Consider the following 14,872-nt stretch of genomic DNA (forward strand, 5'->3'; position numbering starts at 1 on the left):
ATGACACTTTGCTGACAAGTGTCATTTCCAGATCCGAGGGCTTAATAAACCCGCTGGAACGCCGAAAGAGGGAGGCGAAGGTCACCACGCACATCCCGAGATGGGGACCTTGGTCCCAAGCAAAAATCTGCTGCCAATCTAGCGTCAGATTAAGAGGTTTTTTCCGTCAGTTAACCAGTGGAGAATCATGGACGCCCTCGATATCGCACGGTGGCAGTTTGGCATCACCACCGTCTATCACTTCCTTTACGTGCCACTGACGATCGGGCTTGCCCCTCTCGTCGCGATTATGCAAACCATGTGGGTGCGCACCCAAGATGAGAAGTGGCTGAAGCTCACGAAGTTCTTTGGCAAGCTTCTCCTCATCAACTTCGCAATCGGTATTGTTACCGGAATCGTGCAGGAATTCCAGTTCGGCATGAACTGGAATGAATACTCGCGATTCGTTGGAGACGTCTTCGGCGCACCGCTCGCCATGGAAGCCCTCGCAGCATTCTTCGTTGAATCAACCTTCTTGGGCCTATGGATCTTCGGGTGGGACAAACTCAATAAGAAGATCCACCTAGCGTGTATCTGGGCTGTTGCAGTATCAACGTCACTGTCTGCTTACTTCATCTTGGCAGCGAACTCGTGGATGCAGCACCCCGTCGGGGCGATCTACAACCCCGAAACCGGGCGCGCAGAAATGACCGACATCGTCGCAGTGCTGACGAACTCAACAGTTCTTGCCGCCTTCCCTCACACCATCACCGCAGCGTGGCTGACCGCTGGCACATTCGTCGCCGGTATCGCCGCTTTCTGGATGGTCAAGGAAACCCGCCGCGGCCGCGCAAACGTCGCAAAGAACATCTACAAGCCTGCTTTGAACCTGGGCCTGGTCACCATGCTCATTGCTGGAGTTGGCCTTGCAATCTCGGGTGACTACCAGGCGAAGCTCATGTTTGAACAGCAACCCATGAAAATGGCAGCTGCTGAAGCACTGTGCACCACCCCTGAAGGCGGCGCACCCTTCTCCATCTTGACGATCGGTGACCTCACCAACGACTGCAAATCTGTCAAACACGTTCTCGAAATCCCTGGCGCGACAAGCTTCCTAGCCAGTGGCGACTTCAACGCACCGCTACGCGGCATCGACGAACTACAGGAATACTACGCGGAGCGCTACGGGGATGTTGGACCAGATGGTCAGCCCATCGACTACAGCCCTAACCTGGCAATCACGTACTGGTCATTCCGCCTCATGATCGGGTTCGCGATCTTCTCCGCGGCTCTGGCAGCAGCGACAATGTTGCTCACCCGTAAGGGCCGGGTCACAGACAAGCGCTGGTTTGCTCGCCTCGGTTTGATCGCTATCCCAACACCATTCCTTGCCTCATCATTCGGCTGGATCTTCACCGAGATGGGTCGCCAACCCTGGGTGGTTGCTCCAAACCCAACAGGCGTCGACCAAATCCGTATGCTGACTTGGGGTGCGGTAACAACAAACCAGTCCACCGGCGTCATGCTGGCATCGTTGATCCTGTTCACCGTGATCTACACCTTCCTCACCGGTGTTTGGGCAATGCTTATCTGGCGGTACATGGCTCACGGCGCACCAGAAGAAGTGCACGACGAGTCCCCTGAGGCCAACCCCGACCGAGCCAACGACGCGGACGCCCCGCTGTCGTTCGCATACTGAGCCAGGAGAAGGGACACGACAATGGATCTCAACATCTTATGGTTCATCCTCATCGCAGTGCTGTGGACCGGCTACCTCGTCCTTGAGGGATTCGACTTTGGTGTCGGTATGCTCCTCCCTGTTTTGGGAAAGAGCGACAAAGAACGTCGAGCAGTCATCAACACAATCGGCCCCATCTGGGACGGTAACGAAGTGTGGCTCCTCACCGCAGGTGGCGCAACATTCGCGGCTTTCCCCGAATGGTACGCCTCCATGTTCTCCGGGTTTTACATTCCGCTCCTGCTGATCTTGATCGCACTCATCTTCCGTGGCATGGCCTTTGAGTACCGCTCAAAGATCGAAACTCCACAGTGGAAGAAATGGTGCGACTTCGGGATCATCTTCGGGTCCTGGGTGCCAGCGATCCTATGGGGCGTAGCGTTTGCCAACCTCGTTCGTGGCGTCAACCTTGACGAGAACCACAACGTCGTTGGGAGCTTCTTCGAGCTGCTCAGCCCTTACGCCCTCCTTGGTGGGGTGGTCACGCTTCTGCTCTTCCTCAGCCACGGCGCTTTGTTCCTCGCGCTGAAAACGGACGGGCAGATGCGCGTTGACGCAAACCGCCTCGCCTCACGTTTCATTGGCGCAGCGATCGTCGCCGCTGGCTCCTGGGCGATCTGGACCCAGTTGGCCTACTCCGTCACCTGGACGTGGGTAGCAACAGGAATTGCTGCGCTCTCACTGATCCTCGCGTGGATGTTCAACAAGGTTGGGGCTGAGGGCAAAGCGTTCAGCGCATCAGCTGTCACCATTCTTGCCGCCGTTGTGCTGATCTTCGGGTCTATGTACCCCTACGTGATGCTCGACATCAACGGTCAGAACTCGTTGGACATCTACAACGCGTCATCGACCGATTACACCCTGACTATCATGACGTGGGTGGCAGTGCTTCTGACCCCACTCGTGTTGCTGTACCAAGGGTGGACGATTTGGGTGTTCCGCAAACGCATTAAGGTGGAACACATTCCGGACCCCATCGGCTTGTCAAGCCTGCGTGTTCCCAAGGACGATGCCTCACACGGTGTCAGCCACGGTGACGCTTCGGCGCAGGGACGCGAATCAGACGGTACGTCCACTCGCGACATCTAGCACCACATCTGCGTGTGGCCGGGTTGCCGGCCACACGCCCACACCCCCAAGGATTTGAGTGAAACCGCTAGACCCTGACCTTCTTACCCAGGCTCGACCTGCACGCGGCTACGTGATCCTCACTGCCGCACTCGGTTTCATCACGTCGGGGTTCATTCTGGCGCAAGCACTGCTCATCGCAGCAGTACTTGCGCCAGTTGTGTCCCAGGGCGCTGGACTCAGCGACGTCCGCACTCCACTGATTGCCCTGGCGTGCGTGGTCGTGGCGCGTGCTACGCTCGCCGGCGCGCAAACCAGGTTCGCGCATCGGGCAGCCGTGAAAGTGATTATTACGCTTCGTGAGCAAATCCTGAACCATGTTCTCCAGTTGGGCCCACGGTGGCTATCAGCACCCACCGAATCGGGGACTCGTGCAAGCGACACCCACACGCTCGTTACGCGTGGTCTTGATGACTTGCGGCCTTACTTTGTGAATTACCTGCCACAACTCCTCCTCACCGCAACGGTCACCCCCGTCGCCCTCGCAGTGGTGTTTGGGCTCGATCTCACCTCAGGTCTTATTATTTTCTTCACGTTGCCCCTCGTACCGATCTTTATGATCCTCGTGGGGACGCTGACTCAAAACTCTTCACAACGCAGACTCGTCGTCATGTCTCGCCTTGGTGCCCAAGTGTTGGACCTGCTTGCTGGGCTCGGCACGTTGCGTGCATTTGGCCGCGAAATTGGCCCCGCTGCGCGAGTCAAAAAACTTGGTGACGCCTACACGGCTTCGACGATGCGCACCCTGCGCGTCGCTTTCCTGTCCGGTATGGTCCTGGAACTACTCACCACCCTGTCTGTTGCGCTCGTTGCCGTTGCCATGGGCTTACGCCTTGTATACGGAAACGTGGGGTTAGAGGCGGCTCTTGCCGTTATTGTGCTTGCCCCTGAGGTGTACTTGCCATTGCGCCAAGTGGGCCAGCACTTCCACGCTTCCACCAACGGAATCGCTGCGTGGCAGGCCGCGAAGAACATCCTCGACCTTCCTGTGCCGCCCGCAGGGACTGCAATGCCGCCCAACCTCGCCTCAACACGCATTGTGGTCACTGATCTCACGGTTGTGTCCACAGAGCGCGGGCTAGCCGCGCCGGACAACCTATCAGTCACCGCCGCCCCCGGGACCATCACCGCTCTACGCGGCGCCTCCGGGAGCGGAAAAACAACTACCGTCTTAGCTTTGTTGGGGCTACTCACCCCAACCAGCGGTGACGTGACACTGGTTCAGGGAGAAAAGTCATACCCGCTGTCACAGCTCGACACCACTGCCCTGTGGAAAGACACCGTGTGGCTTAGCCAGCGTGCCGCACTGCCTCCAGCGAGCATCGCAGAGATCCTCAACGTCGCCCAGCACTCCCCCGAACGCCTCACCCAAGCATTCTCTGCCAGTGGTCTGGATGCTGTTATCGCTGACCTGCCCAACGGGTTAAACACCACCGTGGGGCACGGCGGGTTGGGGCTTAGCGTGGGGCAACGCCAACGGGTACAGCTCGCACAGGCTTTCCTCTCAGACGCGCAACTTGTCATCCTTGATGAGCCCACCGCACACCTAGACGCTGGCACGGAGAGTACCGTCATCGCCACCATCCGTTCCCTCGCTGACAGTGGTCGCACAGTCATTGTCATCGCACACCGCACATCGTTGCTCAACGTCGCAGACACCATTGCTGATGTCACTTCCCGCCCTCACACCCAGGTGAACGCATGAAACGCCACAACGACCTGAGGCGCGCACTGCGGCTCCTCGACATCAGCGCCTTCGACGTCATCAAAGCAGTGACCGCCGGGGTGTTAGCGCTAGGTAGCGCCATCGCCCTCGGCGCAGTGTCAGCGTGGCTCATCGCCCGCGCATCCCAAATGCCCCCCGTCATGATGCTCTCTGTCGCAACGGTTGGGGTACGCGCCTTTGGAGTGAGTCGCGGGTTGTTCCGGTACCTCGAACGCCTCGCATCCCACGTTGTTGCCCTCAAAGGCATGGCAGCATTGCGCACAAACCTTTACGACCGGCTATCACGCGGTAACATCACAGCCGTTGCCCGGATCACCCGCGGAGACTTAGTAGCACGCGTTGGTTCTGACGTTGATGCCGTTGGTGATGTGATCGTTAAAGCATTCATCCCCGCCCTTGTTGCAGTTGTGCTCTCCGCAGCCTCCCTCCTCGTTGTGGGATTGCTGTACCCTCCTGCTGCTCTCACTCTCTTGTTCTGCATGCTGCTCGCCGGAGTATTAGCACCCTGGTTGGCGCAAAAAGCTGGGCGGGAATCAGAGCAACAAACAGCGCAGGCCCGAGCAGACATCTCCTCCCTGAGCCATGACCTCCTCACCACCCCAGGGCCCATTGTCGTCTCTGGGGCAGCACCCACAATGATGACCGCGCTTGAAGGCCACGAGCAGGATCTCTACCGTGCCACCGACCGCAACGCTCGCCTCGAGGGATTGTCCACCGCGATCTTTGTGTTTGCTTTGGTATCGTCAGCGCTCCTCGCTGCTCTCGTCGCTATCCCAGCCACTGCCGCTGGCACCCTGAACCCGGTCACGCTCACCGTGGTGGTCCTCATGCCGCTCGCCGTGTTTGAAATCCACCAAGGCCTCCCAGCCGCAGCCCTTCAACTACACACCTCAAGTACCGCAGCCAGCAGAATCATGGCTTTGCTCGACGCAGCGGACGAAAACCTCAACCACGATGCTGTTGACCCCATCTCCCAGACAGGTACCCGCCACTTGGAGGCCCACAACCTCACAGTTGGTTGGCCACAAAAACCTGTCCTTTCAAAGGTCAACGTGTCAGTGTCCCCTGGTGAAACCCTGGCCATTGTGGGCCCATCCGGGTCAGGGAAAAGCACCCTGTTGATGACCCTCGCAGGCCTGATTCCACCGCATTTTGGCACTGTCACCCTTGATGGCGGTCGGATCGGCCCAGCGAACCAGCACGACCTCGCACAACACGTCGCTTTCATTGCTGAAGATGCTCACGTATTCGATACCACCATCTTTGAAAACCTCCGTGCGGCCCGGGGCAACCTCACTCACGATGAGGCTTACGATGCCCTGCGCCAAGCTGGACTATCACAGTGGGTTGAAGCACTGCCTGACGGCCTAGAAACTCTGCTTGGTCCTGATGGCACAACCATTTCTGGTGGTGAACGGCGGCGGCTCCTCATCGCTAGAGCGCTGTGTTCCTCAGCGTCAATTCTGCTCCTCGATGAACCTGCAGAACACCTTGATCCACACACAGCAGACACCCTTATCAGCGACCTCATGAACAGCGCAGCCAATGACAAAAAACGCGCCCTCGTTATCGCCACGCACCGTCTCACACCTATCCACTCAGCAGACACCATCATCATGCTTTCCCAAGGGCGCATCGATCTCACAGGCACCCATGATGACCTGCTTCTCCAGTCACCGACATACCAGAATGCACTCGCCGCTGAGGGCACCATTGTCCAGTAGGCTGACATCAAGAAGATCCCGAACAACTCCTCGAGGAAACACCTATGCTGCCATCTGAAGCAGATGCCATCGAACGCGAAAAATGGCTCAGCGCCGGCTCTGAAATCACCACGATGCTCCTTCAAGGGTCCCCGGAAGAGGACGTCTTAGAACACATCGTCACCGTGGCACGAGATATCGCAGACGCAGACACCGCTGGCCTCGTATTGCCAGGCTTACGCGGTGAACTCGTCATGGAAATTGTGCGCGGCTGGAACGCAGAAGACCTCCTCGGGCTTGTTATGCCACGCGAAGGGTTGTCGTGGACTGCGCTACGCACCGGCAAAGCGAAAATTGTTCCGTCACTGTCTAAAGCACGGAACCTTTCCCACCCGGAAATGCGCCGCTTTGGCCCAGCGCTCTACGCCCCCATGGGAACCCCCGAGAAACCCGTTGGTGTTTTGGTGCTGCTGCGTAAAGTTGGCGAAGAATCTTTCATTACCAAAGACCTGGAACGTGCCTCATCCTTCGCGGACCAAGCCGCCCTCGCATTGGTACTCTCTGAGGCCCGGCAAGCTCAAGACCTCGGGAAACTCGTCGAGGAACGTGAACGTATTGCCCGCGACCTGCATGACCTTGCCATCCAGCAGCTCTTTGCCACGGGAATGCAACTTGAAGTAGTGCGCCGCCGGGCTGCGCGCGGCCTCGACAAGGCAGGGCTGATCTCCATCCTCGACGAGGCGCTGGATAACATCGATAACTCAGTGCGTGAAATTCGCTCTATCGTTCACTCACTGCGTGACCCCGATGCTGCAACAGGCATTGTGGAGCGGTTGCGGCGTGAATCCGCGTTGGCCCGCACCGGTTTGGGGTTCGCACCGTCTTTGGTGATCTCCCTTGATGACCGTGACCTTGGTGCGTTGGATGCTGCGGAGGACACCATCGATGAGATGATCTCCAAATCGCTGTCCGATGATGTGTTAGCTGTGTGCCGTGAAGGCTTGGCGAATTCAGCCCGCCACGCCCAAGCGCAATCAGTTTCAGTACGCGTCTACTTCCACTCCCCCACCTCACCGGAAACAGCGGGCCGGGTAGATGTTGAGGTCGAAGACGACGGAATTGGCCTGAAAGACGTTTCCGGGCGGAAATCCGGTACGTGGAACCTGGCTGCGCGAGCCCGCCAGCATGGTGGGTCATACACCCTTGAAAACTCCCCCACTGGCCGGGGCGCGATCCTACGCTGGACGGCTCCAATCGGTGGGGCGCGGATGAGCGAACCAGTGGACCGCACCACCGAAGGGTAGTGCGGCCCACTGAATGTGCGCTGCTTCTGCTTACCTCGTCTTACTTACCTGGCTCTGACCATGCGTGGTGTTTGCGGGCGGCCACCCAGGCGGCAACTTGGGTGCGTCGCTGCAAACCCATTTTCGCTAGCAACGAGGTGATGTGGTTCTTCACTGTCTTTTCAGCGATAGACAACCGCTCAGCGATTTCCCGGTTTGACAGTCCCTCACCGATAAGTTCAACAACCCGAAGTTCTGACGGGGTGAGGTCTTCAGTGGGGTCATCGTGTTCTTTACGTCGACGTGTCACAGTACGCTCATCGAGAAGAACACGCCCAGCAGCAACTGCCCGAACAACCTCAGCGATTTCAGCTCCACGCACGCTCTTCAACACGTATGCGGCTGCACCCGATTCTAGGGCGGCGGCTAGCGCACTATCGTCATCAAAGCTGGTCAAAACAATCGCACGAATCTCAGGCTTTGACTGACGTAAAGTGCGCATCAAATCAATGCCCGTGCCATCGGGAAGTTGCAGGTCCACTAACATGACCTGCGGATTCACGAGCTCAGCTCGGCGAACGCCCTCTGCGACGCTCCCAGCTTCAGCGACAACCCCCATACCCTCTGTGCGGTCAATGACCTCTGCGATACCGCGGCGAACCACTTCGTGGTCGTCTACGATCATGACTCTGATGTCTGCGGTTTTACCGCCTGCTGTGCTCTCCACAGCCCCATTCTATGCGGTGTTCGCCACTTTCCCCATCGGATCCCCCGTGTTTTGAGGTCTTGAACTGGCAGGTTCTTCACGGGTCGATAGGCTAAATCAATGAAGGTTCTTCTGCCCACCACCATGGATACAGTCATCACCGCACCTCCAGGTGTCGAAACCGTGGAATACGACCCAGCCCAAGAGATCCCGCCTGAGCATCGCGACGCAGCCGTGTTGGTGGTCTGGGGAAATTCACGCCGCCAACTCGCGTGGTGTGCCAAACATCTGCCTGAACTTCAGTGGGCAGCGTCCCTTGCTGCTGGTGTGGATGCACTGCAGGGAGCGGGTTTCGGCCCCCAGGTTACGATTACAAGCGCCCGCGGTTTACACAGCCGCCCCGTTGCAGAACACGCACTCATGCTCGCTTTGGTCGCTGCTCGCCGTTTCGATTTAATGCACGGTGCCCGCCTCGCTGGCCGCTGGGAATCCTCCTTGGGAGGCATCCAAGCACCTGGCATTCAGCACAACAGCACGGCCACTTCACACGGTTTCCCCGGGCTATCAACCTTAGAAAACGCCTGTGTCACTATTTGGGGGTTTGGTTCAATTGGACAAGCCCTCGCCCCGATGCTCACCCTCCTTGGTGCACGGGTCATAGGAGTTGCTCGAACAGCTGAGTCGCGCGACGGGTATGTGACGGTCACCGAGAAGGAACTCCCGCAGGTACTCAAGCACACCGACATACTCATCAGTGTGCTCCCCTCAACGGAAAGCACAGAAAGCATCGTTAACGCCGATGTTTTCTCAGGCTTGCCGTCACATGCGTGGTTCATCAACGTTGGGCGTGGCTCCACTGTTGATGAATCTGCCCTAGTGGCGGCGTTACATCACGGGGATATTGGTGGTGCGGCCCTCGATGTGACTCGCAAAGAACCGTTACCTGCGGATTCGCCGCTATGGGATGCCCCCAACCTGGTCATTACCCCGCACGCAGCTGGTGGTCGCCCTGAAGGGGTAGCGCATTTCCTTGAACAGAACCTGGCTGCTTTTATTGCTGGAGAACCACTAGAAAACGTCGTTGACCGTTAGGGGTTAGGTGCGGGTGCGTGGTCGGGGCTGACAGCGTGGGCACCAGAATGAGGAACGGTTCATAAACGCTGAGCGCCAGATAGGTTCAACGCAGCGGCGGTCCGGCTCGCCTCACGGCTATAGACGTTGAGTCACCTGTCAAAATGACCCGAAAGGTGATGACTAGTATTTTTAAGTTGCACTAGTCGAATGAGAAGTCGACCCGCACATCAATGGCCATCCACATGGCATTCAGAAAACGATAGGATCAAATAGGTAGTCAGCACGGCTTACGGCGTCACTGACAACACTTGAGGCAATCGGTTGCGCATGCTGCTTGGACCGGTGAGCCACACCAACCAGAGATCTCTCTGCTCCACTAGTTGTTTCAGCGGGTAGCACGAAAAAGACATTCTGAGCAGGGACCTACTTTTCTTCCACGAGCGACCAAACTGACGAGCAGATTGCCCTTCTTTTTGTCCACCGGATCCTTGCAGCCTAATAGCAATGATGCGACTCATAAACCGTAACCGGATGGAGAACGTAGCTACGCTGATGGATAAACGCAGTACATCAGTTTAGACAAGTCCTACTTGCCTTTCTTCTGCAATACGGCTGAACCGCTCAGGCGCTTTCAACCGCAGTGTGAGCCACAAAAGCACTCACATCAGCGATGCGGAATGCGAATCCCGCACGACAACCCTGGGAACGCTCTCTAAGCTAACGGAGACGGTCGCTCCAATGTCAGCGGAGTTCCTTGCCACCACGCAGGAGGCACATCCCCCAAAGTTTAGTCGCGGTTTGAGATGATTTGGATCGTGAGTACTTTCTCGGATAGAGCTGAGCGAATAGCCGCACGTTTGGTCGGCAATGCTACTGCTGCAAGTGTGGTACCTCATGACATCGATGGCAGACAGGGGGCGGTGGACTACCTGATTCGATGGCCAGAAGGCGTCACAGGTGCGCTTGAAGTCACGCTCATCGTCGAGCACGCATCAATCGAATGGCTTGCCTTGGCCGCCGCTGAAGGGTGGCAATGGCCAGCGAAATCATCTTGGGATTTCCGTGCAAGCGAGGACAGCTTTCATTACAAGTCAACTCGACGGCTGGTACTTCGTGCGGTGGAACTCTGCGATCTCTGGGCAGTTGATGATCCGCGGGATCTTCCACAGGAAGCTCTCATATCAAAGCCCGATTTGCATCACTTCTCCCGTTCGGACTTTGGCTCTTTGACCCGCTCTTCCTTCATGCCTGGTGTCACTGTGCACGCTCGTTCTAGAGCTGAGTTCATCAACGGCACCATGCTGAGCGATTTCTCGCAGGTCGTCGAAACGTGGCACGACCAGCCACACATGGCCTCCCACATCGCAAAACTTGTTAAGGCTCCTGATGTCACGGAACGACACCTCTTCCTTGTCGCAATGCACAACGCCGTGCCAGTACGGTTCTTCACTGATGACTTTGATCCGCCGGTAACGCGGCCCGCCGGGTTCGATGCGGTGGATGTCCTGTGGGTTTGGTCCAACTACTGGCACAGATTCCTGCGTTATCAGGATCAGGAGTGGACCTGGATGGAATTTTCACTTCCTCAAGGGCCGTCCGCAGGGCATGGACACACAGTTCCACGGTAATGCATTCGCCCCTTACCTGGTCTTGGCCCTAGTCTAAGTAGTTTCTTCCATCAGCCCGGAGCAGTTCAACTGACACGCTGCTGACTGCGAACACGAGCCCTTGCGGAATTTGAGTCCAAATTGTCGGAGGGAAACGGTAGAAGAGAAACATGAACCACAAACCGGCAGGACAAAAGCAGTTCCCTAAGGCCACCCCCGGCAAACAGCCCTTCAGAGAACGGAGAACCTTCGACCAAGAGCAAAAGGAGAAACATACCTCTCACCGAACGCAACGGGTGAAGGTTCGCGGACTGATGCTGGACCCGCCCAGCGGCGACGGGCCAGTCGAGGTTTGCGTCAACTATCAAGCCGATTGGGAGCTCATCTACAAGAACCCTAATATCCAGGTGAAGTGTCTTCTTGAGTCGTGCGAAACCCTGCTTACAGCCAAGCGAATGAGCAAAAGTGGGTTGCGCTTCCTCGCAGTCCGTTCCGGAGGTTGTTCGCACAATCTAGTGGAGATGCGGGTAGACCACGGCGAGGTGGAGCAGGATCCGTCCAATCTTGTCGGAGGCGGTGGGCCAGAAGGCGACGAGCACTTATGGATCAAAGGTCGACTGCTAAAGATTGTGCAGAGCCTAGGTGTGGCAGCCGTCCTCGAACATCCGCTCACACGAGCGGATGTCTTCCTACCTGACAACAACATTGCCCTTGAGTACCAACGTTGGGATACAAACTTCCAACACCGAACAGCACAGCGCACTTCGGCTGGAGTTGAGACCACAATCTGGCTGTTACCTTGGCAACCAACAAAGGCGCCGAGAACAAAAGAACATAAATCATTTAATACCCAAGTATTCAATCATGGTGGTATTTACATAGCAGTTCTAAACAAAGACAACCGATACGAAGTACAGCGTCCTTGGGAGGACAGTTCGCAGGAACGCACGGCCCGCCTTTACGCCAGTGGCTCGATCGCGGTATTCGACCCTAGCCTCGGTGCGCTGGTTCGGAAGCCACGTTCGCTAGCAACCGTACTCAGTGAAATCATCACTGGCGACCGAATACTGGCGAACACATTCGTTTTGCAGAAGAGCGATTGGCGTGTAGTGCCGGCGCTTGTCTGGGTCCTGCGCGACGACCTCGCCCGAGTAAAATCCTTACTCACGGAGCACCGACGCGATGCGACACCGACTACCGGCAAAACCTCAATCTCTGTGCCAAATACGGAAAGGGTGACCGTGCCCAGACACCAGCCAGATAGTGGCTCATCAGCAGAGGCCAAGACGGAAGAAGAGCAAAGCCCTCAGCTGAGCGTTGACGTGTCCACTGTTGAAAACCCGAACTCTATGGCCGGTGTTGCACTCGACTCGCATTCAACAACAGCACATGCCACTTTCACCCCGGAAACTAGACCAACTCCTCACGAAGTAGCTCCTCTAGCGAGCCCACATCCCATAACTTCGCGGTCAAAAAATCCACCACGCACACCACGCCGATCAATGTGGAAAGCGATTACTGGCTGGTTAGGCCGAATGTGAGACAAGAGTGTCGGTCCAGCACCGCCAGAACCATCGATCACTGACTAGGTTGGAGAAAACAATGGGCGACCGGTGACGGCACCACAGCTCCGTCCTCGACCAAGAGAAGGTGCCGAAAGTGTGTTGGTCATCGAAGCGCAAATTGCAGCCGCTGTCAGTGAAACGAACCGCCCCCCTCATGAGCTCCAACCGGCGCATCAGGACATATGACGAGAATCTTGCGAGTCACGCCAAGATGGATGAGCAGTGATCCTCGCTGCTCTAGAACTAGCTAGAGAAACTAGCCGCGGTGTGAGGTCCCGGTGACCGTGGCACCGGGACGCTTGCAGCAAAGTCGTCGCGATCAGGTGCCAGCGTACAGCACGCGCATAACAAAGAGTCCTCGGAGCGATCGTGGGGCCAAGGACGTAATCATTAAGCCCTCGACGAGTGTCCTCGGTTTCGGGCATCTCAGGCGATGTCCACCTCTCCCGATCTCCCTTCTTCGGACACGAAAACCCGTTGTTCTTTCAAGACAGATACCCAATTCTGACCGGGAAGAAACACCTAAATGTCAGATACAGGGCATCGAAGCACAACGTATTGAACTTCAACGTGTTGAAACGCGGTGTGCTGACGGAGTTTGCTAACGCGCTTTTCGATCATTTTTTGCTGTTAGGTGAGGGGGCGCGGGCGGGGCTGGCAGCGTGGGCACCAGAATGAGGAACGGTTCATAAACGCTGAGCGCCGGATAGGTGACCCGCAGCGGCGGCACGGCTTGTTCTCACGGCCATACACATTTAATGACCGGTCAAAGTAACCAGACTGCCCGTTCACGTTGACGTACAACGCGTCAAAACTGGTTCCACCCACCGTGAGCGCCTCACCCATGACATCAACAGCGTGGTCAAGGAGGCGGTTCAATGCTGGTTTACTCAACGTGTTCGTTGGGCGTTCGCCGTGGATTTTTGCCCGCCACAGCGACTCATCAGCGTAAATGTTGCCAATCCCTGAGATTACGCTCTGGTCGAGGATCAGGCGTTTAATGGCTGATGGGCGGGTAGCGAGCCGGGCTACAAGCGCTTTTCGCCCTGGTGTTCCTGGTGCGATAGCCGGATCAAGTGCATCGCGGGCAATGTGCGCGGCAAGATCAGGGATCACTGGTTGTTCTGTTCCCCAACCGGCGGCCAGCCCATCAGATGTGGGCATCGTTGCGGTAACTGCGAGGTACCCAAAGGTCCGTTGGTCGACAAAATCGAGAACACGTTTCCCAGCAGGGTGGTCAAGGTCAAACCTGACACGCAGATGCGGGTGGACAGGCGCCGCCGCAACAATTGCGGCCTGGCTATCACCAGCAGGCTGGGTATTGCCGGCGTGCTGGCTATCAACAGTCGGCTCTGCATCACGCACAAGGAGTTGACCACTCATCCCTAGATGCGCAACCAACACATCATCGCAGCCTTCGAAACCAAGCCACAGGAACTTCCCACGCCGAGCCGCATACGTGACAACCTGACCGGCAACTTGCCCAACAAAATGTTCCGGGCCAAGGAGGTGGCGGCGAACCGAATACTCCCGCAACACAGTCGCTCGGGTGATGGTGGCACCAATAATGTGCCGTTCCAGCCCGTCACGAACCGTCTCAACTTCAGGTAGTTCTGGCATGGGGTGGACTACTCTGCGGCATCCATAGCGTCAGCTTCAGCTTTGAGGAGTTCATAGCTGGCCTCAGCGGCTTGTTGTTCAGCAAGCTTCTTCGACGTCCCAGTACCTGACGAGTAATATTTCCCGTTCACAACAACCGTTGAGGTAAAAACGCGGGCGTGGTCAGGCCCTTCAGACACGTACTCATAGGTGGGTTGCGGATACCCTAAACGGGCACAAATCTCTTGGAGAGCGGTTTTCCAATCCAAGCCAACACCAAGATCTGCTGCACGGCGCATCGCATCACCCAGTAGTTGGTGCACAAAATCGCGGGCTCCTTCAAGACCATGCGTGAGGTAGACCGCGCCAATAATCGCTTCCACCGTGTCGGAGAGAATGGAATCTTTCTCCGCACCACCGGTGCGTGATTCGCCTTTGCCCAGCAAAATGTACTGGCCCAAATCAACCTCGCGCGCGGCCTGTGCAAGCGGACGCTGCGACACTGTTGCGGCGCGCATCCGAGCCAGGTCGCCCTCTGGTCGATCCGGGTGTGTTCGGTACAGCGCCTCAGCGCTAATCAAACCAAGGACAGCGTCTCCAAGAAACTCGAGACGTTCATTGGTCGGAATACCACCAGCCTCGTGAGCGAATGACCTGTGTGTCACGGCGAGAACAAGAAGCTCGGGATCCAAGTGGATCCCGAGCTTCGAGAGAAGTTCTGACGCCGGCTGGGCTTTGATTTTTTTCTCTGAAGCCACCGGAGT

11 protein-coding genes are annotated in these 14,872 nt (G+C 57.0%); 8 read left to right on the forward strand and 3 right to left on the reverse strand.

Annotated elements, in window-relative coordinates:
* The first annotated feature begins 187 nt into the window (after nucleotides 1-187).
* Genes G538_RS0110750 through G538_RS16355 form a run of 5 tightly spaced genes read left to right on the forward strand, consistent with a single transcriptional unit; the run spans nucleotide 188 to nucleotide 7,578 of the window.
* Entirely contained in the window at nucleotides 188-1,678 is a 1,491-nt protein-coding gene (locus tag G538_RS0110750; protein ID WP_029069325.1) for a cytochrome ubiquinol oxidase subunit I, read from the forward strand.
* 21 nt (nucleotides 1,679-1,699) lie between these two features.
* Complete coding sequence (cydB, locus tag G538_RS16350) at nucleotides 1,700-2,806, forward strand: cytochrome d ubiquinol oxidase subunit II (protein ID WP_084618323.1); 1,107 nt, start codon at nucleotides 1,700-1,702, stop codon at nucleotides 2,804-2,806.
* A 58-nt stretch (nucleotides 2,807-2,864) separates the two neighbouring features.
* Nucleotides 2,865-4,550 carry a thiol reductant ABC exporter subunit CydD gene (gene cydD, locus G538_RS0110760; RefSeq protein WP_029069326.1) on the forward strand — a complete coding sequence of 562 codons (1,686 nt, stop codon included), beginning with the start codon at nucleotides 2,865-2,867 and terminating at the stop codon, nucleotides 4,548-4,550.
* The gene (gene cydC, locus G538_RS0110765) at nucleotides 4,547-6,295 is read left to right on the forward strand and encodes a thiol reductant ABC exporter subunit CydC (RefSeq protein ID WP_029069327.1); all 1,749 of its coding nucleotides are present in this window, start codon (nucleotides 4,547-4,549) and stop codon (nucleotides 6,293-6,295) included. Before cydD ends, cydC begins: the two co-directional genes overlap by 4 nt.
* 44 nt (nucleotides 6,296-6,339) lie before the next feature.
* Nucleotides 6,340-7,578 carry a sensor histidine kinase gene (locus G538_RS16355; RefSeq protein ID WP_051196976.1) on the forward strand — a complete coding sequence of 413 codons (1,239 nt, stop codon included), beginning with the start codon at nucleotides 6,340-6,342 and terminating at the stop codon, nucleotides 7,576-7,578.
* A gap of 40 nt (nucleotides 7,579-7,618) precedes the next feature.
* Here G538_RS16355 and G538_RS0110775 read toward each other — a convergent pair whose 3' ends face one another.
* Nucleotides 7,619-8,242, reverse strand: coding sequence for a response regulator (locus tag G538_RS0110775; protein ID WP_035834228.1), 624 nt, complete (start codon nucleotides 8,240-8,242; stop codon nucleotides 7,619-7,621).
* A gap of 141 nt (nucleotides 8,243-8,383) precedes the next feature.
* Between G538_RS0110775 and G538_RS0110780 the strand changes: the two genes are divergently transcribed.
* The 3 genes from G538_RS0110780 (at nucleotide 8,384) to G538_RS0110790 (ending at nucleotide 12,485) form a co-directional block, all read left to right on the forward strand.
* Nucleotides 8,384-9,355, forward strand: coding sequence for an NAD(P)-dependent oxidoreductase (locus G538_RS0110780; protein WP_029069329.1), 972 nt, complete (start codon nucleotides 8,384-8,386; stop codon nucleotides 9,353-9,355).
* Nucleotides 9,356-10,152: 797 nt separating this feature from the next.
* On the forward strand, nucleotides 10,153-10,965 hold the full coding sequence (locus tag G538_RS0110785; RefSeq protein WP_157544434.1) for a hypothetical protein: 813 nt from the start codon (nucleotides 10,153-10,155) through the stop codon (nucleotides 10,963-10,965).
* Nucleotides 10,966-11,399: 434 nt separating this feature from the next.
* Entirely contained in the window at nucleotides 11,400-12,485 is a 1,086-nt protein-coding gene (locus G538_RS0110790; protein WP_169514115.1) for a competence protein CoiA family protein, read from the forward strand.
* 654 nt (nucleotides 12,486-13,139) lie between these two features.
* Here G538_RS0110790 and mutM read toward each other — a convergent pair.
* The gene (mutM, locus tag G538_RS0110800) at nucleotides 13,140-14,129 is read right to left on the reverse strand and encodes a bifunctional DNA-formamidopyrimidine glycosylase/DNA-(apurinic or apyrimidinic site) lyase (protein ID WP_029069332.1); all 990 of its coding nucleotides are present in this window, start codon (nucleotides 14,127-14,129) and stop codon (nucleotides 13,140-13,142) included.
* Between the two features lie 8 nt (nucleotides 14,130-14,137).
* On the reverse strand, nucleotides 14,138-14,866 hold the full coding sequence (rnc, locus tag G538_RS0110805; protein WP_029069333.1) for a ribonuclease III: 729 nt from the start codon (nucleotides 14,864-14,866) through the stop codon (nucleotides 14,138-14,140).
* Nucleotides 14,867-14,872: the final 6 nt, after the last annotated feature.

The sequence above is a fragment of the Jonesia quinghaiensis DSM 15701 genome, from assembly GCF_000423205.1.
Lineage (GTDB): Bacteria > Actinomycetota > Actinomycetes > Actinomycetales > Cellulomonadaceae > Jonesia > Jonesia quinghaiensis.